At 28.3% G+C, this 24,728-nt stretch carries 25 protein-coding genes; 6 read left to right on the top strand and 19 right to left on the bottom strand.

Annotated elements, in window-relative coordinates:
• Window positions 1-23: 23 nt before the first annotated feature.
• Genes lgt through hflX form a run of 4 tightly spaced genes read right to left on the bottom strand, consistent with a single transcriptional unit; the run spans window position 24 to window position 3,396 of the window.
• Window positions 24-785, bottom strand: a complete 762-nt coding sequence (lgt, locus tag HMPREF0078_RS05115; RefSeq protein WP_004839066.1) for a prolipoprotein diacylglyceryl transferase — start codon at window positions 783-785, stop codon at window positions 24-26.
• A 1-nt stretch (window position 786) separates the two neighbouring features.
• Entirely contained in the window at window positions 787-1,524 is a 738-nt protein-coding gene (locus HMPREF0078_RS05120) for a YebC/PmpR family DNA-binding transcriptional regulator (RefSeq protein WP_004839067.1), read from the bottom strand.
• Between the two features lie 14 nt (window positions 1,525-1,538).
• Window positions 1,539-2,186: a YigZ family protein gene (locus HMPREF0078_RS05125; RefSeq protein ID WP_004839068.1), complete on the bottom strand. Its 648-nt coding sequence runs from the start codon at window positions 2,184-2,186 to the stop codon at window positions 1,539-1,541.
• Window positions 2,161-3,396, bottom strand: a complete 1,236-nt coding sequence (gene hflX / locus HMPREF0078_RS05130; protein ID WP_004839069.1) for a GTPase HflX — start codon at window positions 3,394-3,396, stop codon at window positions 2,161-2,163. The genes HMPREF0078_RS05125 and hflX overlap by 26 nt, the downstream gene beginning before the upstream one ends.
• 180 nt (window positions 3,397-3,576) lie before the next feature.
• Between hflX and HMPREF0078_RS05135 the strand changes: the two genes are divergently transcribed.
• Window positions 3,577-6,456: a penicillin-binding protein 1A gene (locus HMPREF0078_RS05135; RefSeq protein WP_004839070.1), complete on the top strand. Its 2,880-nt coding sequence runs from the start codon at window positions 3,577-3,579 to the stop codon at window positions 6,454-6,456.
• 44 nt (window positions 6,457-6,500) lie between these two features.
• On the opposite strand, the gene HMPREF0078_RS05140 is transcribed toward HMPREF0078_RS05135, so the two are convergent.
• The 3 genes from HMPREF0078_RS05140 to HMPREF0078_RS05150 all read right to left on the bottom strand — a co-directional run bounded on the left by HMPREF0078_RS05140 (window position 6,501) and on the right by HMPREF0078_RS05150 (window position 8,268).
• A complete protein-coding gene (locus HMPREF0078_RS05140; protein ID WP_004839071.1) occupies window positions 6,501-7,007 on the bottom strand; it encodes an AAA family ATPase in 507 nt (168 codons plus the stop codon).
• Window positions 7,008-7,058: 51 nt separating this feature from the next.
• Window positions 7,059-7,922: a thymidylate synthase gene (gene thyA / locus HMPREF0078_RS05145; protein WP_004839072.1), complete on the bottom strand. Its 864-nt coding sequence runs from the start codon at window positions 7,920-7,922 to the stop codon at window positions 7,059-7,061.
• A gap of 103 nt (window positions 7,923-8,025) precedes the next feature.
• Window positions 8,026-8,268, bottom strand: a complete 243-nt coding sequence (locus tag HMPREF0078_RS05150) for a GlsB/YeaQ/YmgE family stress response membrane protein (protein WP_019117459.1) — start codon at window positions 8,266-8,268, stop codon at window positions 8,026-8,028.
• Window positions 8,269-8,440: 172 nt separating this feature from the next.
• Between HMPREF0078_RS05150 and HMPREF0078_RS05155 the strand changes: the two genes are divergently transcribed.
• The 3 genes from HMPREF0078_RS05155 (at window position 8,441) to HMPREF0078_RS05165 (ending at window position 11,914) form a co-directional block, all read left to right on the top strand.
• Complete coding sequence (locus HMPREF0078_RS05155) at window positions 8,441-9,154, top strand: response regulator transcription factor (RefSeq protein ID WP_004839074.1); 714 nt, start codon at window positions 8,441-8,443, stop codon at window positions 9,152-9,154.
• Window positions 9,135-10,451 (top strand): sensor histidine kinase, encoded by a 1,317-nt coding sequence (locus HMPREF0078_RS05160; RefSeq protein WP_004839075.1) that lies wholly within the window; start codon window positions 9,135-9,137, stop codon window positions 10,449-10,451. The genes HMPREF0078_RS05155 and HMPREF0078_RS05160 overlap by 20 nt, the downstream gene beginning before the upstream one ends.
• 65 nt (window positions 10,452-10,516) lie before the next feature.
• Entirely contained in the window at window positions 10,517-11,914 is a 1,398-nt protein-coding gene (locus HMPREF0078_RS05165) for a hypothetical protein (protein WP_004839076.1), read from the top strand.
• Window positions 11,915-12,036: 122 nt separating this feature from the next.
• On the opposite strand, the gene HMPREF0078_RS05170 is transcribed toward HMPREF0078_RS05165, so the two are convergent.
• From HMPREF0078_RS05170 to ulaG, 11 genes are all read right to left on the bottom strand, one after another.
• Window positions 12,037-13,110 carry a hypothetical protein gene (locus HMPREF0078_RS05170; RefSeq protein WP_004839077.1) on the bottom strand — a complete coding sequence of 358 codons (1,074 nt, stop codon included), beginning with the start codon at window positions 13,108-13,110 and terminating at the stop codon, window positions 12,037-12,039.
• A gap of 190 nt (window positions 13,111-13,300) precedes the next feature.
• Window positions 13,301-14,227, bottom strand: a complete 927-nt coding sequence (locus HMPREF0078_RS05175) for a hypothetical protein (RefSeq protein WP_004839078.1) — start codon at window positions 14,225-14,227, stop codon at window positions 13,301-13,303.
• Between the two features lie 131 nt (window positions 14,228-14,358).
• A complete protein-coding gene (gene tkt / locus HMPREF0078_RS05180; protein WP_004839079.1) occupies window positions 14,359-16,347 on the bottom strand; it encodes a transketolase in 1,989 nt (662 codons plus the stop codon).
• A 97-nt stretch (window positions 16,348-16,444) separates the two neighbouring features.
• Window positions 16,445-17,092 carry a fructose-6-phosphate aldolase gene (gene fsa, locus HMPREF0078_RS05185; RefSeq protein WP_004839080.1) on the bottom strand — a complete coding sequence of 216 codons (648 nt, stop codon included), beginning with the start codon at window positions 17,090-17,092 and terminating at the stop codon, window positions 16,445-16,447.
• A 26-nt stretch (window positions 17,093-17,118) separates the two neighbouring features.
• Window positions 17,119-17,754: a 3-keto-L-gulonate-6-phosphate decarboxylase UlaD gene (locus HMPREF0078_RS05190; protein WP_004839081.1), complete on the bottom strand. Its 636-nt coding sequence runs from the start codon at window positions 17,752-17,754 to the stop codon at window positions 17,119-17,121.
• Between the two features lie 10 nt (window positions 17,755-17,764).
• Window positions 17,765-18,595 carry an L-ribulose-5-phosphate 3-epimerase gene (locus tag HMPREF0078_RS05195; RefSeq protein ID WP_155811437.1) on the bottom strand — a complete coding sequence of 277 codons (831 nt, stop codon included), beginning with the start codon at window positions 18,593-18,595 and terminating at the stop codon, window positions 17,765-17,767.
• A complete protein-coding gene (locus HMPREF0078_RS05200; RefSeq protein WP_004839083.1) occupies window positions 18,582-19,274 on the bottom strand; it encodes an L-ribulose-5-phosphate 4-epimerase in 693 nt (230 codons plus the stop codon). Before HMPREF0078_RS05200 ends, HMPREF0078_RS05195 begins: the two co-directional genes overlap by 14 nt.
• Window positions 19,275-19,284: 10 nt before the next feature.
• Window positions 19,285-19,581 carry a PTS sugar transporter subunit IIB gene (locus HMPREF0078_RS05205; protein WP_004839084.1) on the bottom strand — a complete coding sequence of 99 codons (297 nt, stop codon included), beginning with the start codon at window positions 19,579-19,581 and terminating at the stop codon, window positions 19,285-19,287.
• 9 nt (window positions 19,582-19,590) lie between these two features.
• Window positions 19,591-21,054, bottom strand: coding sequence for a PTS ascorbate transporter subunit IIC (locus tag HMPREF0078_RS05210; protein WP_004839085.1), 1,464 nt, complete (start codon window positions 21,052-21,054; stop codon window positions 19,591-19,593).
• Between the two features lie 9 nt (window positions 21,055-21,063).
• Window positions 21,064-21,519 (bottom strand): PTS sugar transporter subunit IIA, encoded by a 456-nt coding sequence (locus HMPREF0078_RS05215; protein ID WP_004839086.1) that lies wholly within the window; start codon window positions 21,517-21,519, stop codon window positions 21,064-21,066.
• Between the two features lie 54 nt (window positions 21,520-21,573).
• The gene (gene ulaG / locus HMPREF0078_RS05220; RefSeq protein WP_004839087.1) at window positions 21,574-22,638 is read right to left on the bottom strand and encodes an L-ascorbate 6-phosphate lactonase; all 1,065 of its coding nucleotides are present in this window, start codon (window positions 22,636-22,638) and stop codon (window positions 21,574-21,576) included.
• Window positions 22,639-22,864: 226 nt separating this feature from the next.
• On the opposite strand from ulaG, the gene HMPREF0078_RS05225 reads away from it, so the two are divergent.
• Entirely contained in the window at window positions 22,865-23,620 is a 756-nt protein-coding gene (locus HMPREF0078_RS05225; RefSeq protein WP_004839088.1) for a DeoR/GlpR family DNA-binding transcription regulator, read from the top strand.
• 151 nt (window positions 23,621-23,771) lie between these two features.
• Here the strand turns inward: HMPREF0078_RS05225 and HMPREF0078_RS05230 are convergent, their stop codons facing one another.
• A complete protein-coding gene (locus HMPREF0078_RS05230) occupies window positions 23,772-24,263 on the bottom strand; it encodes a macro domain-containing protein (protein WP_004839089.1) in 492 nt (163 codons plus the stop codon).
• 182 nt (window positions 24,264-24,445) lie between these two features.
• Between HMPREF0078_RS05230 and HMPREF0078_RS05235 the strand changes: the two genes are divergently transcribed.
• On the top strand, window positions 24,446-24,718 hold the full coding sequence (locus tag HMPREF0078_RS05235) for a YkvA family protein (RefSeq protein WP_004839090.1): 273 nt from the start codon (window positions 24,446-24,448) through the stop codon (window positions 24,716-24,718).
• Window positions 24,719-24,728: the final 10 nt, after the last annotated feature.

The following is a 24,728-nucleotide window of genomic DNA, read 5'->3' on the forward strand; positions in this document are numbered from 1 at the left end:
CGCTATGAAACAGCCTAAGCTGTTTATTTTTTTATATATGGTTTCAAATTTATATTTTTATATTTTACAAACAAATAAATTCCTACGATTAAATAAATCACACTTGTAAGTTGTGCCATTCTTATTGACCCTATCATTAGAGAATCTGTTCTAAGTCCTTCTACAAAAAATCTCAAAATTCCGTAAGCAATAAAATATATTCCTGTTTGAATTCCTTTTTTTGGATTTTTTTTCCTATAATTTATTAAAAATAAAAATATTAAAAAATCTCCAATTGATTCATACAAAAATGTAGGATGGACTTTTACTCCATCAACTATTATTGCCCATGGTAAATTTGTAGGAGTCCCATGTGCTTCTCCATTTACAAAATTACCCCACCTTCCGATAGCTTGACCAAAGGCTAAAGATGGTGCCATTACATCTAAAATATCTATCAACGGAATTTCTTTTTTCTTGGCGTAAAAATAAATACCAATTATTGCAAATAAAATTCCGCCGTGGATAGCAAGTCCTCCTGCTCTGAAATTTAAAATTTGAATTGGATTATTTTTGTACATATCCCATTCAAAAATTACATACCAAGCTCTTGCTCCAATAATTGCAAGTGGCAAAATCACAAAAAGTAAATCGTAAATAAAATCTTCTTTAAATCCTCTTTTTACAAATTCTTTTTGGGCAAATTTTGCTCCAATTAAAACTCCGGTAATAATTAATATTGCATACCAATATATATCAATTCCAAAAAGAGAAAATGCTACTCTATCTATATTAAAATTTAACATATTATTCTTCTATATTATCTGGCACATTCCAATTTGTATAAACTTCTTGAACGTCATCGTTATCTTCAAGAGCATCAATCAATTTCATTATTTGTTTATTATTTGATTCTTGTGCATCAATCAAATTATCTGCTATATATGAAATATCTGCTTTTGCAAGTTTATAATTTTCTTTTTTTATTCCATCAAGAACTGTTTGAAAATCTTCAACGCTTGTTATTATTTGATAAACATCTCCTTCGTCTGTTACGTCTTCTGCTCCAAAATCAATAACTTCTAACATCAATTCATCAAAATCAATTTCATCTTTTTCGATTTCAATAAGTCCTTTTCTGTTAAACATAAACATAACTGAACCATCTGTTCCAAGATTTCCACCGTTTTTATCAAAAATGTGTCTAATATCTGGAGCTGTTCTATTTTTATTGTCTGTAAGACAATCTACAATTACAGCTACTCCATCTTTGGCATAGCCTTCGTAAATTATTCTTTCAAAATTTGCCCCGCTTGTGTCGCCGCTTGCTTTTTTTATTGCTCTTTCTATATTATCATTTGGCATATTTTCTGCTTTTGCCTTGTCGATTGCTGCTTTTAAAGCTGGATTATATTCTGGATTATCTCCGCCTTCTCTTACTGCAACTGAAATATTTCTACCAAGTTTTGTAAAAATTTTTCCACGTCTTGCATCTTCACTACCTTTTTTATTTTTAATTTTGCTCCACTTATTATGTCCTGACATATTTCCTCCTATTTTTAATCTTCGTATAACATTATTTCATCAATTTTTTCTATTTTAATATTTGATGATGTCATATCAATAAGTTTTTTTTCAAATTTTTCAAAATTTTCCTTTTTAATATATAAATTTATTCTAACATTTTCAAGAAAGTCCTTTTCTATAATAATATATTTTTCCTCATTTAGGAAGTTTTCTATTATTCCTAGTAAATTATAATCGAAAATTATTTTACTTTCTACAAAAATTTTTCGACAAATAATATTTCCATCAAGGCAATCCGAAACTCCTCTTGTGTAGGCTCTTACTAGACCGCCTTTTCCAAGTTTTTTGCCACCAAAATACCTAGTTACAATTGCAACTACATTAAAAAGATTTTCTTTTTCCAAAGCTGAAAGCATGGGAAGACCTGCTGAGCCTTGTGGCTCTCCATCATCAGAATATCTTTTTATTTCTGGTTTTTCATTTATTATATATGCATGGCAATTGTGGTTGGCATCTTTGTATTTTTCTTTGATTTTTTCAATAAAAGAAAGGGCGTCTTCTTCACTTTCCACATATTTCATATTCGTGATAAAAATTGATTTTTCTATTTCAAATTCATCTTTAATTTCGCCTTTGATGGTTTTATAATTTTCGCTAATTTTTCTCGATATATCTTTCATATTTATTGTAGTCTTTCTTTGAAATATCAAATTCTAATATTGATGAACTCTCATCATAATCTTTATTGTCAATGTCGTAATTTGTCATTATATAATCTAAAACTTTCCCATCTTCGTATGGTATTTTCATTTTTACTTTTATATAATCATCTTTTATTACATCAACAATTTTTTCTTTTAATTTTATAATATCATCTTGATTTTTTGCTGATATATAAATTTTTTCTTCTTTTCTCTTATATCCTAAAAGAAGAGTATCATTTTCTATTTTGTCTATTTTATTAAAAACATAAAGAATTTTTTTATTTCCAACGTCAATATCATCCAAAGCCTTATCTATTGTTTTCAACTGAGTTTCAATATCGTATGATGAATCTATGACAACTAAAAGCATATCTGAAAATTTTATTTCCTCAAGCGTTGTAAGAAAAGAATCATTTAATTCTTTTGACAAATTATCAATAAATCCTACTGTATCAGTCAAAGTAACCTTGGTATTTGAAAAATCTAGTCTTCTTGTTGATGTATCCAAAGTTGCAAACAACAAATCATCAGAATATACATATTTTTCTTTACCAAAAATTTTTAGCATATTATTTAATATTGTAGATTTTCCTGCGTTGGTGTAGCCCAAAAGTGAAATATTTAAAATCTTATCTCTTGATTTTCTATTTACACTTTTTGTTTTTTCCAAATCTTTTAGTTTTTCTTCAAGACTTCTTATATCACGAACTATAGCTCTCTTATCAGTTTCAAGCATTGTTTCGCCTGGTCCTCTTGTTCCAATTCCACCTGATTGACGAGAAAGATAAGCAAACCATTTGTTAATTCTTGGCAACTGATATTTTAATTGAGCAAGTTTAATTTTTAATTTTGCTTCTTTTGTATTTGCTCTTTGAGCAAAAATATCCAAAATTAAAGTTGTCCAATCAACGACGTGAAGTTTCATTTTCTCTTCAAGATTTCTAAGTTGAGATGCCGAAAGCTCCACATCAAAAACTACAGTTTTTACATCTAATTTTTTTGCTATATCTTCAATTTCAGAAACTTTTCCAGAACCTATGTAGTAGGCAGGATTTACTTTCGAAATAACTTGACTGATTTTTGCAACAGATTTTCCGCCTGCTGTGTTAATTAATGATTCAAGCTCAAACTCTTTATTTGGATTTTCATTTTTTTCAAAAACATTTACTTGTATAACTTCTTGCATAAACTTCCTTTCTATTAAGATTATACAATTTATTGAATCAAATTAAAGAATCTAAAAATAATCTCCAATATTTATTTGAATAAAATAGATTAAATTTTTAAAAAATGATAAAATAATAATAAGTTTAAATTTATGATTAATTTGAAATAAAAAATAAAGACTTTAAGCAAGGAGGTCAAAATGAATAAAAAAATTTCCTCTATAGTTTTAAAAGTTTTACTTATAGCGTTTTTTGCCTTAGGCATATTAGCAACTATATTTGCAGGATTAGTTGGCGGAGGAATAATTGAGGTTATGAAAAAATCTCCAAAGGTTAATCCCGATAATATAAAATATGAAATGAGTGAAAATTCAACTATAGTAGATAAAGATGGAAATGAAATTGATTCTATTAGGACTAGCGAAAATAGGGAAATTGTTGATTACGATAAAATTCCTGAAAATATGAAAAATGCTTTTGTAGCAGTTGAAGACAGAAGATTTTACAAACACGGTGGAATTGATCCAATGTCAATAATTGGTTCTGCTTTTCAAAATTTAAAAAGCGGATCAATAGTAAGAGGCGGATCAACTCTAACTCAACAGCTTGCAAGAAACACTTATCTTTCAAACGACCAAACTTATGAAAGAAAAATTAAGGAAATATTTCTTGCCCTAGAAATCGAAAAAAATTTAAACAAAGATGAAATACTCGAAGCTTATATGAATAGAGTTTTTCTAGGACAAAATGTTTATGGAGTTCAAGCTGCAGCTCAAACATATTTTTCAAAAGACGTAGGAGAATTAACACTTGCCGAATGTGCAGCCATTGCAGGAATCGTTCAATCCCCTACAGAATTTGCTTTATTTAAATCAATCCCAACATCTGAAGTTACAAATCAAAAAGTTTTAGGAGAATTTTCAATAGATGGACAAAAATATTCAGCTATTTATAATCCAAAACCATTTGAAAGACAAAAAGATGTTCTTTTAAAAATGAAAGAAGAAGGATATATTTCTCAAAAAGAATATCAACAAGCTTTAAACGAAGATGTAGCTAGCAATATTAAGCCACCAAAAGACAAAAAACCATTAATGGCTTCTTATTTTAATACACTTTTAGAAAAACAAGTAGTAGAAAAACTACAAGAACTTTATGATATTGATGAAAAACAAGCTTATAACAAGTTGTATTATGGTGGTTTAAAAATTACAACTACTATAGATACAAAAATGCAAGAACAACTTGAAAATATATATGATGATTTTTCAGAATATATAATGGGAAACACTCAAGGCTGGTATAATGCCCCATTACTTTCTCTACTATATGATAATTTTGGAAATATTATTAACGAACAAGGAGAAGTTTTATACTATGCAAAATCAAATGTTATTAATGATAACAATGATTTTACTTTGTCAGCTGATGAAGCCTACTTTGATGAAAATGAAAATTTCATAATAAATTCAAACAAAGTTCGTTTAGATCAAACTAATATAATTTTGAAAAAATTTTATACATTAGATGACAAAAATTCAAATCTAAGAACTCATAAAACAGGCTTAATACAATTAACTTCAAATGAAAATATCAAAAAAGGAAATGATGGCTCAATTATAATTACATCAAAATATTTAAAAGCACACAAAGATTTAATTACAAAAAACGAATCAGGATCTTATTCTCTTAATAAATCTTATTATGATATTGATCTTGAAGGAGTTATTCAACCACAATCATCCACTGTTGTAATTGACCATAAAAATGGAGAAGTAAAAGCTGTTGTTGGTGGACGTGATCAAAAAGGTCTAAAAACACTAAATAGAGCCATAGATCAGCCAAGACAACCTGGCTCCTCAATTAAACCTCTAGCTACCTATACCCCAGCTTTAGACAACGGATATAATTTGGCAACAGGGATTGATGACGTTCCATTTATGAGAAATGAACAAGGAGAAATTTGGCCAGAAAACGTATATAAATATTACAAAGGTATTGTAACTTTAAGAGATTCTTTGGTATATTCAATTAATACTAACGCAGTTAGAACCCTTAAAGATATAGGGATAGATAAATCAAAAGAATATCTCGAAAACTTTGGTTTAATAAAAAAAGATAAAAAAGATAATTTTATTACTAAAGAAGAAGATAGTGCTCATAACGATGAAAATTTAGCAGCACTAGGACTTGGAGCAATGACAAGAGGTCTATCAGTTTTAGATATGACTGCAGCATACGCAGCTCTTGCAAATGGCGGAGAGTATATTGAACCTCTTACTTTTTCTAAAATTGAAGATAATAGAAATAAAGTAATTTTTGATTCAAATAAAGTTAATAAAAATAAAGTTACTAGTCCAGAAACCGCTTATCAAATAACATCTGCTTTACAATCTACTGGAGAAAGTTACCAGACTATCTACTTAGATGGTACAGATTATGCTACCAAAACTGGTACTAGTGATGATAGTGTTGATTTTTGGTGTGTAGGATATAGTCCTTATTATACAGTTGGAGTTTGGATGGGATCAGACGATCAAAATTTATCTTTAAATGGCTATTCATATAATAGAGCAGCTAGTATGTGGAATGTAGTTAATAGAAATCTTTTAGAGGAATATGAAACTGCAAAATTCGAAGAGCCAGAAGGAATAATCCATGCAAAAGTTGACACAATAAGTGGAAAACTTCCGACTCAAGCATCCTATTCAGATCCTAGAGGCACTGTCAAAGATGAAATATTTACAAAAGATAATCTTCCAAAAGATGAAGATGATATGCACGTTTGGATCACAGTTGATAAAAGAAACAATTTACTTGCAACAAATAAAACCCCCAAATCCTTACAAGCAACTAGAGCCTTTGTTGATAGAAAAAAATCTTATGATCCTAACAAATGGGATGGAATAATACCAGAAGATTGGAAATATAATATTCCTTATATGTATTCTCCTTTAGGAGCTGAAAAGCCTAAATCAGATGACAATTCTAATGAAAAGGATAAAAAAGATAAGGATGAAAAATCTAAAGATAATAAAGAAAATAAAAATAAGATAAACAATACAAATAATGGTCAATAATATAAAAATAATTTACATTAAAAAAAGAGCTTAAAGCTCTTTTTTTATGCAATAGATTGTAAAAACAAATCTTTTTTATTGTCATTGTCTATTATTACAATCTTTTTTTCTAATTTTAACTTATTTAATTTTTCTAGGATTTTATCTCTTTCGTTTTTATCAAAATTTAATAGCCAAGAGATATAATCTTTATTTAATTTTTCAGTCCTATCTAGGCTTGGATCGTCTTCATTATTTTTTTCAGTTAATGATCTTTTTACTGATCTTTTTAAATTTGTTACTGGTGGAAAATCTAAAAAAATAATCGTATCACTAGCTTTTAATCTTAAATCCAAAGTGTCTGGATAGTAGCCGTCAAAAATAAATGATTTTTTGTTTTCTATTATATTTTTTTGAATTTCTAAGAATTTCTCATCGCTAATGTGGTCTTTATCGTTTATCCACCATATTTTATTTAAGTAAAAAACTTCTATATTAAGCTTTTCTCCTAGCTGTTTGGCAAGAGTTGATTTTCCAGAACCTCCTGATCCAATTATAGTTATTTTTTCCATAATTCCTCCATACCGATTGACTATACTTAAAAAATATTTCTTTGCAACAAGCTATAAAGCAATATCTATGTCGTATTTTGTTTGGTCTGGATAATAGTCTATTAATTTAAAATCATCTATTGTAAAGTCTTTAAATTCTTTTATATCTGGATTTATTTCAAGCCTTGGCTTACTTTTTTCATCGACTTTTATTTCTAATATTTTTTTAACGCTTGGTATGTGTTTTTTGTAGATGTGATAATTTTGTATAAAGTGAACAAAATCTCCAGCTTTATATCCTGTAACTTGGGCAACCATTCTTAATAAGACATAATATTGGAAAGCATTTATTCCTCCTGGTGCTGCGGCCGCCAAAAAATCTCCGCTTCTTTGTACCAAAGTAAGATTTAAATATTCTCCGCTTACTGTCCACATTGTCAAAAATGCACATGGTATCAAAGTCATATCTGCCATGTCGTCTACATCAATCAAATTCATAATCAATCTTCTGTTTAGAGGATTATTTTTTATTTGGTCAATTAAACGTTCGATTTGATTTGTCATTTGTCCTGTTTCTGGCGATTTAAATTTTTTATTTATTTGATAACCGTAGGCTGTTCCTAGATTGCCATCTTCATTTTTCCATGAATCCCAATAATTTACTTTGTATTTTTCTTTTAATAAATTTACATCGTTTGACCTATCTTGATAAATCCACAAAATTTCTTTTATAGCTGATTTCCAAGCAATTTTTCTTAAACTTATTAGAGGCAATTCTCCTTTCTCATATCTTACGACTTGTTGGGGTAAATATTTTGTGTAAGCACTTTCTCCATCATCCCAAACAGGTCTTACCTCTTTGTTTAATTCTTCTTCGTCATAGCCTTTTTCTAAAATTTCTTTTGCGATTTTTATATATTTTTCATTTACATCCATATTTATATTATAGCAAACCCTCATAATATTTGATAGCTATTTAAAATATTTAAATTTTTTTACAAAAAAAGACTGGATAAACCAGCCTAAAAACATAATAAATTTATTTTTTCTTTGTTATTAAATTATAAATATAAATTAAAATTACAGAACCTAGGATTCCTGAAATTAAACTTCCTACAAATCCTGATACGCTTATGTTTACCATTCCAAGTATCCATGAACCGATTGCTCCTCCGATAACTCCTACTACTATATTTGCTATAGCTCCCATTTGAGCATCTGTTTTCATTATCATACTTGCAATCCATCCGCACAATGCGCCTATTATAATTGAACTAATCATATTTCTCTCCTTCATATATTTTTTAATTTTTGTAATTATCTTACATATTATTTATACCCAGCTTATTTAAAATCTATCATTTTTTTAAATTTTTCACATAATATAAACTAATTAATAGGATATATTAATTTTAACAATTTTAATAAGGTATAATAAAACAGAGGTGAAACAGATGAATGATATAAATATTTTAATTATTGAAGATGAACAAGGTATTTCAAAAATTATTAAATCTTATCTTGAAAAAGAAGGCTACAATGTCTTTCAAGCTTTTGATGGCAAGGAAGGTTTAGATTTTTTTGAAAATGAACAAATCGATTTGATCTTGCTTGATTTGATGATTCCAAAAATTTCTGGCGAAGATCTTATTAAAGAGATTAGAAACAAGTCTAATGTTCCTGTTATCATGGTTACTGCCAAAGTAAGTGAGGAAAATATTATAAATGGTTTAAAACTTGGCGCTGATGATTACGTTACTAAACCATTTTCTCCAAAGGAACTTATGCAAAGAATCAAAACTGTTCTTAGAAGAATTGAAAAATATAATATTCCAAGAGCTGACATTATAAAAACAACTGATGGCAGACTTGAAATGGATCTTGAATATAATAGATTTTTCAAAGATGGAGAGGAAATTTTCCTTACAAAAAATGAATTTCAAATAATTAAAACTCTATTTTCAAATCCTAATAAAATTTTTACTAGAGAAGAAATTATAGAAATCACTTTTGGTTTTGACTATGACGCCTACGACAGAGCTATTGATACTCACATTAAAAATATCAGACAAAAAATTGAAGATAATCCAAAAAAACCTGACTATATAAAAACAATTTATGGTATGGGTTATAAATCTGGTGGTGTCGATGACGTCTCTTCGAAATAAAATAATTAGAAACTTTGTTGGAGGAATTTTTGCCTGCATCTTAGTTTTTTCTATTGCAATTTCTTATTTATTAAGTATCTATACAAAAAATTTCCTTGCAACGACTGAGGATAATATGCCTTTGAATATTAAAAAGCAATTTGAAAGTCTTTTGACTGATAATGATGTTTATACTATGAAAGAAAGACTTGGCAAATATTCTAAGGCTTTAAATATTGATATAGAAATTTTAGATAAAGACAATGAGCCAGTAATGCGTTTTAAGGGGAGAAATGACAATGAAAATCCTCTTACTACTACAAAAAGTTACGATATTATAAATCCTAATCTCAATGATTATAGGGGTCAATTAATTATAACTTATGACACTGGCGAAATGGCAGCTAATGAACTTTTAAATAATTTTAGAAATTCAATCATAATTGCCATTGTTATGTCTCTTACTATTGGGATAATTATTGCCTTAGTGCTTTCTACAAATATAACTAATCCTATAAAGCAAATTTCTGATGCAACTTTAAAAATTAAAGATGGTGATTATGATATAAATTTAAAGGAAAGCAAAATTATTGAGCTTGAAAATTTACAAAATAATATAAGGTATCTTTCAAGGAATTTAAAAAATCAAAAATATGTAAGAAAACAATACGCTCAAGATATTTCTCATGAACTTAGAACTCCAATTACAAATCTACAACTTTATATTGAAGCGATAAAAGATGGAGTTATTGATGTTGATGAGCAAACTCTTTCGTCTTTGTTGGAAGAAACTCACAGACTTGAAGGGCTTGTAGTAAATTTAAATAAATCTTTCAATGATAATTCTGAATATTTAAAAATAAATAAAAAAGAATTCGACTTATCTCAACACATAAAACTTATTCTTGATACAATAAAACCAAGACTAGCTAAACTTGATATTTCTTTGATTGAAGAAATAAAATATGGAGTTATGATTTATTCTGATAAGGATAAGATAAGCCAAATAATACAAAATTTAATTTCAAATGCTATAAAAGCTATAAAAGAAGATGGCTTGATTAGAGTAAGCCTTTACGAAGATAAAAACAATATTTACATTGACATAAAGGATAATGGTGTTGGAATATCTGATGAGAAAAAAGAAGTTATTTTTGAGAGATTTTATAGAATTGATGATGCAAGAAATACAAAAACAAACGGACATGGTCTAGGTCTTTCAATTACAAAAAATTTCGTTGAAAGTCTTGGAGGAAAAATAAAATTAAAATCCAAGCTTGGAAAAGGCTCAACCTTTTCAGTTATTTTCCCAAAATAATTTTATATATTCCAAAAAATTTTGTATATAAATTATTTTTTGATATATTATAATACAGGTGAATTATGAAAAGTAAAAATAATAAAAGAAATAAAAAAGATCAGTCCGCATCAAGACATACGAAAAAAAAAGTAAGAAAAAAAGATATAAAAATAAAATCAAAAAATACAAATATTAAAAATAGGTCTAAAAAAAGATTAAAAGCAAAAAAAAGAAAATATATGAGAAGAAGGTTTGCCCTTCTTCTTATCTTGATTTTTTTAATATTTTTTATTGTAAAAGCTATTTTTTCTTCAAAAAATAAATTCGAAACATATACATATCCAAAATTTAGAGATAAGGTAATGAATTCTGTACAAAAAGAAATTTTTATCGGAAATACTGAAGAAAGAACACTTACAAGTGCAGAAAAAATTGCAGATTTTGATAAACTTACCTATTATGTAAGTAGAAATTACGCTATTGATAAGGAAAACAAAGAAAATTTTAAATCTTTAATGAATCAAACCGACGCTTACAAAAAAAGAATTAAAAATTCAAAATCAGACCAAGAATTTTTTGATGCAATTCAATCATATCTTTCAATCCTTGATGATAATAGAACAAATGTAATTGATATTAAAACTTATAGAAGCATATTTGGATATTACAAAGAAAATAAAGATTCTCCTAGGGGAAAAATTTTAGGGGATGCTCAAGTTGTAAATAGGTACAAAAGACTTCTTGGAAGAAAAGATGATTTAGAAAAAATAGAAATTAAGGAAAATAAAAATATTTTAGAGATAAATATGCCAAGTTTTAATTCAAATGATTTAAAAAAAGACAAAGAAAATTTGAAAAAAATATTGCAAAATAATCAAGAAATTCAAAATATTTTTATTAACTTATCAAACAACGAATCAATCGATGACAAATATGCAAACGAAATTCTTCCCTTGCTAATTCATAAAGATTATTCATACGAAAAAGTTATTTTTTATAGGGGAAATTTATTAAAGCAAAGTCTATCCTACATGAAAAATAACAAGGATAAGGTCAATACTTACTCCTCATTTATGAAAAATCAGGCGATAAAATTTCCTGAAAAATCACAAGGCATAAATAAAAATGACTTTATGTATTATGATCAAATAAAAACTGAAATCAAAAAAGATTCCGATTTGCCAGATAAAAAAATATATATATTGACAAATGATAATACAAAAAATGACGCCATTAGATTTGCAAATATTTTAAAAAACACTTCAGATGCTTATGTTGTAAAAAATGGATTTGAAGGAGATAAGTCCAAAAGCGATATTATTTATCACATGAGAACTGAAATTATAAAATTAGATCATTGCGGAATTTTAGTTTCCATCGATTGTGCAAAAAGTTTAGATGAAGATGATAAATATTTAAAATATAGCCAAATTATAAATGCACAAAATCCTTACAAGCAAGTTTTGTCTATGATAAAATAATAAAAACTTAATTTTTCCACCTGCGTAGTAGGTGGTTTTTTTCTATTTTATGATCGCTTAGCTAACTTAGATTTACAAAAAAATCCTAAAGGAAATTTCCTTTAGGATTTTTGAATTTATTTTTAAAGATTATTTACGTATTGTTCTCCCATTTTTGCTGTATAAACTTCAATTGCAAGTCCAACAATTAAGAATAAAAATACTAAAACAGCTCCAGCTGATGCTTTATTTGTTGCAGATTCTGCCCCATCTTTTGCTTTTTCAACTGTTTTATCTACATCTTTTTTAGCTTTTTCTAAAGAATCTTTTGCATTTTCAATTTGTTTGCTTGCTTCTTTTGATGCCTTATCCATTCCATCATAAATATTATTTACAGCTTCTTCACTTTCTTTTTCAGAAAGATCTGAATTTTTGTAAACTTCTTCTTGGATTGTTTTTTTATCAACAGAATCAGTAATATTTTTAGCCTTTTTCTCTAAAGATTTTGCTAAATCATCAATTATTTGATCAGAATTTTCTGGATTTGTTAAAAGTTCTTTTCCAGCTTTTGCAATTTCGTCTTTTGAGTCATCAAGTTGAGATTTTAAATATCCAGGTTGAAGTTCTTTAACATCAGTTTCTTTTAAAGCATCTTCTATATTTTTTTCAAGCTCTTTTGTATCAACTTCAGAAATTGAATCTCCAACACTTGATAGAACATTTCCTGCCCCATCAGCTGCTGTGCTTGCCACGCTTCCTGCAACATTTCCTGCAGTGTTTGCTACAGATTTTGCAGCAGAACTTGCAAGTCCAAAAGCAGATGATAAAATGCTAGTTACCAAACCAAATAATAACATTATTGATAAAGCCCAGCTCATAAATCCATGAAGCAAAGATTGTCCTTTTGAAAAAGCTCCAGAAATAAATCCAGAAATTGCAAAAGAAATTATCAAAATAATTATTGTAGCAATTCCTACCCCAATTCCCATAGATTGAAATGGATTTTCATTATTTGGTGAAAAAATTCCAAGACCTAAAGCTCCAACAAGTAAACTCAATACTGTAAAAACAGCCGCAAATGAAATTGCACCAGCGATAATTGAACCCCAAGAAATACTATTATCTCTAGAATAATCATCATTGTATCTAGCTCTTCTGTGCTCCCTCATTTCGGAAGTTCTTTTCTTCCTATTATTTTCATTATAATTTTCAGTCATAATTCCTCCTTTAAAATTTTATAAAATATAAATAATTTATATATGCAAATTATACTGGAAATATTTCAATAATCAATTTCAAATTTTGAAATAATTAATTTTTCTAAAGAATTACTAAATAAAATTAAAATATCCGTTAATATTTTTGTAATTTTTATTTATTTTTATATAAAAAATTTAATATCCATTTTTATTTTTTATATTTGTATAAACTTTGAGCATCTTCAATTTCTCTTATCATATCTCTGCCCTTTAACATTTTTTTGATATTTTTTACATCCAAAATCAATACATCTGCTGCAATTAATTCATTTTTTGATTCCTCTTGCAAAAAAGATGTATTTATTACAAGAACAGGTCTTACTCTTTCATTTTTTAATTTTTCAAAATTATCTGCAAGCTTTCTTGCAAATCCTTTATCAATATCTCTTTGAGATTTATAATTTCTAATTTCAACTGCATATCTTCTCTCGTTTTTCTTGGCATATAAATCAAATTTATTGCTTCTTTCAAAGCCTTCTTGATAAGGCTCAACCCAATAAGAAGTATTTTTTAAAGCTTTTGAAATTAATTTTTGATTTGTCAAATCTTCATTTAACATTTTTAGAGCATTCAAAAGATTTTTTGGTTTTATTTTAAAAATTGCTGTAGTTTTCGCCTCATCTTTGCTAATTATTTTTTCATCAAAACCAACCATCAAATCATCAACAATATTAAAAGAGCCATGTGCTATTGCATTTCTAATATGTCTTAACAAGGATTCAGTTTTTGTTTCCCCATCTGATTGAGTCAAAATTAATTTTTGAGAATTTGTACAAATTCTTCTTTTATATTCAGATGCAATTTTTTCGTCAATTTGATTTGTGAACAAACAATCCTCATCTCTTAAATCCATATAAGTCATTATTTCTACAAAAGTATAATAATCATATTCCTTATTTGAAATCAATTCATTTGATTTTGATTGGATTGATGAAATATCTGGCACATACCACAGCAAATACGCAAGAGCAGCCCACATATCGCTTGATAATTTTATGGGAATTTCTTTATGTATTAGTGAATATTCTCTAGGATTTTTACAATTGTCTTTTTCAAATTTTTCTGTTAATTCCATTTTTACTTCCTTTTTTTATTTTCATTATAATTTTACCCATTAAAAAATTAAAATAAGAAGAATATAAAAAAACTCATATCAATAAAATTTTATTAATATGAGTTTTTTATATTTATATATTTTGTATTTTTTTATTTGAAAAATTTATTTGTAATTTTTTCTTTTATTTTTTCTACACAAAATCCTAATTCATCTTGGACTTCTTCGCCTTTGCCGGAAATTCCAAACCTATCTATGCCAATATTTAATCCATCATCTCCAGTAAATTCGCTCCAGCCAAATGTTGATGCCATTTCTATTGAAACTTTTTTTACTTCTTTTGGTAAAATTTCATTTTTGTATGAATCATCTTGCATCCTAAATAATTCCATTGATGGCATTGAAACAACTCTTACCTTTTTATTTTCTTCTTCAAATTTATTTGAAACTTCTAGGGCAAGGGAAACTTCTGAGCCTGTAGCTATTAAAATTAATTCTGGATTTTCGCAATCTTTTATTACGTAAGCTCCCCTATTAATATCTTCTAAATTTTCTGTTTGTTTTAAATTTGGAAGATTTTGTCTTGTCAAAGAAAGTATTACTGGTGTATTTTGACTTTCTAAGGCAATTTTCCAAGCAAGTCTTGTTTCATTTGCATCTGCTGGTCTTATAACTATAGTATTTGGAATTGATCTTAGCATCGCTAATTGTTCAATCGGTTCGTGAGTTGGTCCATCTTCTCCAACAGCAATTGAATCATGTGTAAAAACATAAGTTAAAGCATGGCCCGATAAAGCTGATAGTCTAATTGCAGCTTTCAAATAATCTGCAAAAACAAAGAAAGTTGACACATGATGAAAACTTCCGCCGTGAGCTATGATTCCATTTCCAATTGCTGCCATAGCAAATTCACGAACTCCATAAAAAATATTTCTTCCACAAGAATTTTCATCACTAAAACTTTTCTCATCTTTTATATCAGTCTTGTTTGATGCAAATAAATCAGCTGAACCACCCCAGAAATTCCTTGTTATTTTTGAAAGATCTTGAATTATTTCTCCGCTTGATGCTCTTGTTGCAAGAGCTTTCATTGATGAATCATATTTTTTTACATCTTTCATAAAATCTTTAGGAAGTTTTCTATTAATTCCTATCATTAATTCCTTATAATCTTCTGGATATTTTTCCTCATATTTTTTAAGAATTTCATCCCATTTTTTATTTTCTTCTTTTCCATTTTTTAAAATGCCAACTTCAAAAGTATTATAAACTTCATCTGGCACTTCAAAATCTTCAAATTCCCAGCCATAATTTTTTTTAGCTAAAGAAAAATCTTCCTTTCCTATTGGAGCACCATGAACTTTATTTGTTCCTTGATTTTTTGAACCATATCCTATAATAGTTTTTACTTCAATTAAAGTTGGACCATTTTTATTTTCTTTTGCTTTTTTTATAGCCTTATAAATTTCTTCTAAATTATTTCCATCTTCTACTTTTAAATAATTCCAATTTTGTGCACTAACTCTTTTTTCAACATTTTCAGAAAATGATGAAGAAAGACTACCGTCTAAACAAATATCGTTTGAATCGTATAAAACAATTAATTTATTTAGGTTAAGATGTCCTGCAAGGCTCATTGCCTCATAAGAAACGCCTTCCATAAGATCTCCATCTCCACAAAGAGCAAAGGTATAATGGTCTATAATTTTAAAATCATCTTTATTGTAAAGAGCTTGCATGTGTTTTTCTGCAATAGCAAGACCTACAGCTTGACCTATGCCTTGTCCAAGTGGACCTGTTGTAACTTCTACTCCCTTGGTGTGTGAGTATTCTGGATGTCCTGGAGTTTTTGAACCTTTTTGCCTAAATTGTTTTAAATCATCAATTGATAAATCATATCCTGACAAATGCAAAAGTGAATAAAGCATAGCAGAACCATGGCCTGCTGATAAAACAAACCTATCTCTATCAAACCAATTTTCATTTTTTGGATTTGTTTTTAAAATTTTATTAAACAAAACATAAGCCATAGGACTTGCTCCCATAGGGAGTCCTGGATGGCCACTATTTGCTTTTTCTATTTGAGCAAGGGACAAACATCTTATAGCATTAACTGCTAGCTGATCATTTTTTGTAAACATTGATTCTCCTTATATATTTTTATTTTTTTAATTTTATTTTTGAATAAGAAAAAGGCTTTGCAAAATATTTTAAACATTGTGCAAAGCCATTTTTTAATTAACGATTTTCGAAAGCTTCCCAATCTTTTTTAAATGATTCTATGCCTGCATCTGTCAATGGATGAGACCATAGTTTTTCGAATAAAGTTCCTGGGATTGTTGCTATGTGAGCTCCCGCTAAAGCAGCTTCTTCTAGATGACCAATATGTCTTATGCTTGCTGCAATTATTTGTGAATCATATCCGTAAATATCTATAACATCTCTTAATTCACTTACTAATTTTGCTCCAGATTCTCCCATATCATCTATTCTTCCCATAAAAGGAGAAATATATGTTGCTCCAGCTTTCATAGCCATTAATCCTTGAGATACAGAAAATATTAGTGTACAGTTAGTTTTTATTTTTTCTTTTGACAAAATATTTATTGCTTTCAATCCTTCTTCTGTCATAGGAATTTTTACAACAATATTTTCTGCCCATTTTGATAAAGCTCTTGCTTGTTCAACCATTCCCTCACATTCATAGCTTGTTACTTCTGCTGATACAGGACCATCTACAAGCTTACAAATTTCTTTTACAACCTCTTCAAAATCTCTACCTTCTTTTTTTATAATAGATGGATTTGTTGTTACTCCGTCGCAAAGTCCAAGGTCGTTTACTCTTTTTATTTCTTCAATATTTGCTGTGTCTAAGAAAAATTTCATTTTAACTCCTAACTTTTTTCTAACAATTAAAATATTTCGTTTATTTTATTTTTAAAATCAATGGCAGCTTGTTTAGGATTTTCCGCTTCTGCTATAGATCTACCTGCTATAAAAGCATTAACATCTATCCCCTTAAATAATTCAAGAGTATATACATCAAGCCCACCTGTAACTGAAACCTTAAAGCCCATTTCTACCAATTTTTTAATTTTATCTAAATCTTTATCTCCCCAGCTTTGTCCACTAAGAAGAGCATCTCTTGATTGATGATAAACAACTTGTTCTATTCCAATATTTTTCCAATCTTTTGCTTGATCGAATGTCCAATCTCCATATAATTCTACTTGAAGTTCGTCTATTTCTTTATTAGCCGCTTGCATTGTTTGTATAGTTGCACAACAGATAACAGTCATCCAATCAGCACCTGCATCTTTGCAATTTTTAGCAACAGTTTTTCCAGCATCTGCACATTTTGTATCTGCAAGAATTGTTTTTTCTGGATACAATGCTCTTATTGCTCTTACAGGTTCCATACCATCTTGCAAGCAAAGTACAGTACCAACTTCTAAAATATCTACTACATCTCCAACTTCTCTAACTGTAACTAGAGCTTCACTTAAAGATTGACTGTCAAGCGCTATTTGTAGTTTTGGTTTTGCCATAACTTTCTCCTTATTTTAGTTTTTCACTTAAAAATTCGTAAGAATTTTTTATTATTTCCTTATAATTTTCTTCTCCATGATCCCAAAATTCACCAGTGTAAATTTGAACTTTTTGATTTTTTAATTCTTTTATACATCTTTCATATTCTGTATGACCACCAGATCCAAATTGCATATCCCTATAAATTCCAGGATTTGTTTCTTTAAGGTGTGCTGCAAAAATATGTCCCTTGCCTTTTTTTAAATCTTTAACAACATCCTCATTATATTTTACAGATGCGTTTTTTAAGTTGCCAATATCTGGATATATTCCAAGATAAGGGCTATCAACAAGATTAACATATTCCATAGCTTTTTCTACAGTATCCATAAATTCTGTTTCCATGGTTTCAAAAGCAAGTATAACTCCATATTTTGATGCAAAGTCCACCGCTTTAAACAAATTTTCTATAAAATATTTTTTTGTTTCATTATTTGATTTTTCGTAATAAACATCATAGCCTGCAAGCTGAATTATTTTTATAGAATTAATGTCAGCAAACTCTAAAGCTTTTTGCATAATATCAAGGCTTTTTTTTCTGATTTGTTCGTCATTTGAACCAAAAGGATACTTTCTATGACCTGATAAACACATTGTTCTTACTCTCATGTCATTATCAATTTGTGCCTTGAGAAGTTTTTTGGAAAAACCATTTGTAAGCCTATTTAATTTTTCATCTGACTCATCTATACTAATTTCTAACTGATTAAATCCTATTTTTTTTGCAAGTTTTAACTTTTCATTTATATCTAATCTATTTGGCAGAGCCTTTTCATATATTCCAAGATTAATTTTGTCCATAATAAGCATCTTTTCCATGTTTTCTTAGGTAATGTTTATCAAGAAGATTATCGCTCATTGATTCATTTTTTCCAAGAGAAACTAAGTGCCAATTCATAAAAGCAACTTCTTCTAAAACTACTGAATGAAATACTGAATCATTTGCATCTTTTCCAAATACAAATGGGCCATGATTTGCTACCAACACAGCTGGCACATCTTTTGGAGAAATATTTTTCTCTTCAAAACATTCTATTATTACAAGACCAGTATTTTTTTCGTAGTCATTTTCGATTTCTTCTTTTTTCATATCTCTTGTTACAGGAATACTTCCATAAAAATAATCTGCATGAGTTGTTCCCATAGCTTTTATATCAAGCTTTGCTTGTGACATAATTGTTGCCCATCTTGAATGAGTATGAGTTATACCACCAATTTCTTTATACTTTTTATAAAGTTCAAGATGTGTTGGAGTATCGCTAGAAGGTTTTAATTTACCTTCTACGATATTTCCATCAAGATCAACAACAACCATATCACTTGCTTTCATGCTATCATAATCAACGCCAGATGGTTTTATTACAACATATTTTCTATCTGGAGTGATTTCTGAAACATTTCCCCAAGTAAATTTAACTAGATCATATTTTGGCAATAATAAATTTGCCTTGTAGACCCTTTCTTTTATATCTTCTAACATTTTAACCAACTTATTTTTCTAAAAGATTGTGTTCTTTAATCTTTTCAATAGCTTCATCTTTAGAAAGAATATTTTTCATTCCAATTATTTCAACACCTTTTGATTTTAACGCATCAAAATCTTTGGTAAAATTAATAGCACAGAATATAACATCAGCATTTCTACCTGTAGATTTTCCTTCTGACAAGGAGCAATGAGATATATCAAGTTTTCCTTTATAATCCAACTCTTTAAATGCTTGTTTGATTTTATTCATCATCATTAAAGAAGTTCCAGCTCCATTTGCACATGCTACTATTACTTTCATTTTTTCCTCCTATTTGTTTTCAATTGTTTCTTTGTACTTTTCATAATCTTCAGTTATCATGAAATAACCTTTTTTGTTCTTTTTGTATTGAAGTTGAGGTATAACTATCAAGAAAATTGCTACTATTGCTACACCAACATATTGGATATTATTAATCAATACTGTAAATGCTGGCCATACTGTTGCCCAGTCAAACATTCCTAAGTATCCACCATATTGAGCAAGTCCTGTATATGTTGCTATAAATGCAGAACCAAATACTTGAATTAGTCCAGATATAAATGGCATCAAGAAAGCTGCTTTATATCCTCCTCTATTATTAGCATATACCCCAATTACGGCATTATCAAAAAATAATGGTACAAATCCTGCAATTATTAATGTAGGAGATTTTAGTAAAAATAGGATTGCTATTGCTAAAAATTGACCTAAAGCACCAAACATAAATCCAATTGTAACAGCATTTGCTGCACCAAATCCGAAAACTGCAGCACAGTCTATTCCTGGAAGAGCTCCTGGTAAAAGTTTATTTTGAATTCCATCAAATGATGCAGTCAACTCTCCAACGAAAGTTCTAACACCTAATTGTAAAATTGCTAAATTTACAGCAAAACTAAATGATGATTGAAGTATATAGAAGAAGAAATTATCTTCCATTGTTAAAGCTTCTTGAGCTACTAAATATTCTTTTCCCAAAACACCTTGGATTATTCCAAAGAATAAAGTCATTAGTATAGCAGTTGCTACCATATTTTCATTGAAAATTGACAAAAATCCTGGAAGTTCAATATCATCAATATCTTTACTTTGATCTTTTTTATTTGCAAATAATTTATCACTTAACCAGCAAGCAAGTCTAATACCAAACATTTGTTGGTGAGCTATACAAAAACCAGCCCCATCAGTTAAGCGTTGTGTATCTTCAACAGTTAAGTTACTACCAACAGCCCAATAAAGTCCTAAAAGAATTGCCATTATAACAAGTATAGGAGTTTGTCCTAACTTTGGAAAACAAAAAACTATTAACCAAAAAGCTGTTGCAGCTTGTTGCATTTGTACGTGTCCTGTTGTAAAAACAGCTCTCATTTTTGTAATATTTTTTAATCTTACCAAAATAATATTTACAATAAAGGCAACCAATAACAAAATCATTACTTGAGAAAATGATTTACCTAAGTGTTCCATACCTTCAGTAACTGCGTTTTGTCCAAAATAAGGATCTATTACAGTTGCAGAAATATTAAATCTGTCCTTTAGTCCTGTAAGAATCGGTCTAAATGTTGAAACAAGTCCACCAGAACCCACCATCAAAATCATATATCCTACAGTAGCTTTAATAAAACCAGCTAAAGCTTCATACCATTTTTTTCCATCCAATAAATAACCAATCAAAACCAAAAATCCTATGAAAAACGCTGGTTTTGTGAGAATATTTTTTACAAATCCATTTAAAATACTTAAAATTATATCCATATTTTTCTCCTAAATATTATATTTTTTTGAAATTTTTATTAAATCATCTACGTTCTTAGCCTGATTAAAAGCTTCTACTATTTCTTCATCACACAAAATATCAGAAAGTTGTGCTATATTTTCCAAATGTTTTTCATTATTTTCACTTGCTATTGTAAAAAATATTTTCGCATCCTTATCCCTATCATTTTCGTCAAATACAACTGGCTTTTCTACTTTCATAAAAGCCACAGCGGTATCTTTTACTCCATCGGCACATTCTTGACAATGTGGCATGGCAACTCCAGGAATTAAAACTATGTATGGACCATATTTTTCAACTGTTTCTATAACTTGTTTAGCATAAGAATCATCCACAATATCCTTTTCCACTAGCTTATCACAAGATTTTATAATAGCATCTTGCCAGGTATCGATTTTATCATAAAAATCAAATAAACCCTTTTCAATAATTTCACTAATCATTATTATCCTCACTTATATGTAGGCGCTGCCAAAAATTTGACAGCACTTATTATTTTATAAAATAGATTTAAAAGGAACATTCCTTTCATTATCAAACGCATCTTCAAATCCAGGTCTATATCTAAATTCTAATTCATCTTTCATCTTAGGCCATACGTATTTGCCACCTACATCCCAAATATATGGATGGAATTTATATTTTGACCTATCTTTTCTATATTGCCATAAATATTTTATTTCTTTAGGATCAGCTTTGAAGTTAGTCCAAACATCATAGTGAATTGGAATTACAACTTCACATCCTACTGATTCAGCCATTCTTAAAATATCAATCGAAGTCATCTTATCTTGATTTCCAACAGGATTATCTCCATAAGAACCAAACGCAATATCTACATCATATTTCTTTCCAACTTCTGCAAAACCAATTGAAAAATGAGAATCACCTGTATGATATACGCTACCAGCTGGCATCTTAATTAAATAATTTACAGCCTTTTGATCCATATTTGTAGGACAAACTCCTTCAATATCTTCTCCTACTTCAGTAGTAACTAAACAAGTTCTATCAAAACTGTCCAAAACAACTATAGTAGTATCTTTAATTTTAATTTCATCTCCTGGTTTAACCATTTTGCATCTTTCTTCTGGAACTCCATAAGATAACCATTTTTTTACAGATTCTTCAGGGCCTATAAAAGGAACATCTTCTGGACAATTTTTCAAAACTGCTGCAGCAAAGAAAGGATCAATATGATCATTATGATAATGAGTAGATAAAACTGCATCAACATTTTTAACTGCAAAAGGATCAAAGACAATTGGATTTGCTCTTAAATTTGGTTGAAGAGCTTTTCCACCAGTCATATTTCTCATTTGATGATATGGTTGCATCTCTTTAACTTTTTTTGTTCTCTTTCCATTACCAAACCAAAGATCCACAGCTATGTTAGTATTATTTTCAGTTTTAAACCAAATACCAGTACATCCTATCCACCACATAGCAAATGTGCCTTTTTCTACAACTTCTTCATCAATTTCTTCATTTAGCCACGTTCCCCATTCTGGAAAAGCATTTAAAATCCAATTTTCTCTTGTGATTTCGTCAACTTTGCTCATTAATACCTCCAATTTTTCATTTTCTTTTTTTCTTTGATATTATAATATAATAATTATTTTGAACGGTCAAGCATAAAAAACACATTTTTGCATATATTTTACGATTGTTTCTTTCGTTATTTGATTTTTTTATAATTTAGAAAGGTTTTTTTAAAAATTTTAATTAAATTAATGGATTCTTTTGATTTTTTTCTAAGTATAGGTTATCATTTAAAGAGAGGTAGTTATGAAAATAAAAAAAACAATCGTAAATAACAGAAGAAATAATATATTAAAATTTATAAAAGATAATAAACAAGCAAAAACAAATGAGCTTGTCGAAATATTTAAAGTTTCAGAAATAACTATAAGAAGAGATTTGGATTATCTTCAATCAATAGGAAAAATAGAAAGATTTTATGGAGGAGCAGAATATAACGAATCAAACAGCTGCAAAAATCTAACTATTGAAAATAATAAAGAAAAAATCGCAAAAAAATGTGCCGATTTTATAAAAGAAAATGATGATATTTTTATAAATTCATCATCGACAGCCCTAGGAGTTTTAAAATATCTCAAAAATAAAAGGATAAATGTTATAACAAATAACGCAAAAGCATCTTATATTGATATAGACCCTTTAGTTAATGTAATTTTAACTGGTGGCAGGGTTTCTTATCCAAAAAACGCCCTTACCGGTACTTTTGCTTTAAATAATCTTAAAACTGTAGCATCAGATATTTCAATCCTAGGAATTTCCGGTGTATCCGAAAGTGGAGAATTAACTACGTCAGTTATAGATGAAGTTGAAATAAACCAATATATGATAAACGAATCTACAAGCAAAAATATTTTAGTGTGCGATTCAAGTAAATTTTCAAAAACAGCAAATTTTAAAATTGGAACAATAGAAAATATAGATATTCTGATAACAGATAGCTCTATGCCAAGAAGTATTTTAGAATATGCTGAAAGTTTAGGAATTAAAGTTATACTTGTATAATACAAGTTTTAAATCACGATTTTATGATTGAATTGAATGTTATAAACAAAAAAAGAATTAGCTATTAGGCAAAAGGCTAATTCTTTTTTTGTAAAAATATTTAATTTTATCGGCTTTTTTTATTTTTTAAAAGTAAAATAAATTACTTTTCTTATCCCATAATTAAAGATAAAATATTTTTTCCATAAGTTGATAGGTAAACTTCCATTTCATAATTTTTTAAAAATTCATCAATTGTATTTTTTGCAATCATAAAGGCATCTTTGTCAGGATAGCCATAAATTCCTGATGAAATCAAGGGAAAAGCTATAGACTTTATTCCTTTTTTCTTGGCAATTTTTAAAGAATTTTTGTAGGCGTCTTGAAGAATTTTTTGACAAGCTTCTTTATACATTTCATTATAAACAGGGCCTACTGCATGGATTATATATTTTTGATAAAGATTAAATCCATCTGTAATTACAGCCTCGCCTGGTTTAATTGGGGATAATTTTAGGCACGCTTTTTTTAACTTTTCTCTTCCTGCTTTTTCAAAAATTTGCCCACAAATCCCTCCACCTTCAATCAAGTCCACGTTCGCAGCATTTACAATTGCATCTACATTTAATTTCAAAATATCTATATCAATAACTTTTAATGTCATATTTACTCCTTTTATATATTATAACTTGAAATTTAAAAAAATCATAATATACTATTCTTGTAGGATTTTTTTAAATTTCAAAATTAATATAATTAATTTACAAGTGTAAAATTTAAAGTATAATTAAAATGAAAATAAGAATACTTTAAATTTTATTTTAAAAAGAAAGTAAGGGATAAATAATGATAAACAAATTTTTAAAAATCAAAAATTTCATACCAGTCTATTTTAAGGCAATGAGAAATAAAGAAACTCCAAAACTTGCAAAAATTTTGGGACTTGGAGCAATTTTATATGCAGTCATGCCCGCTGATTTTGTAAATGATATGATTCCATTTTTGGGAATTTTGGATGATGCTATTGTTCTTCCATTTTTAATATATGTAACAAGCAAAATGATTCCTGATTATGTAATGGAAAAAGAAAAAATTGAATATGTAGAAGAAAATAAATAAAAAAGACACA

It is taken from the genome of Anaerococcus vaginalis ATCC 51170, assembly GCF_000163295.1.
GTDB lineage: Bacteria > Bacillota > Clostridia > Tissierellales > Peptoniphilaceae > Anaerococcus > Anaerococcus vaginalis.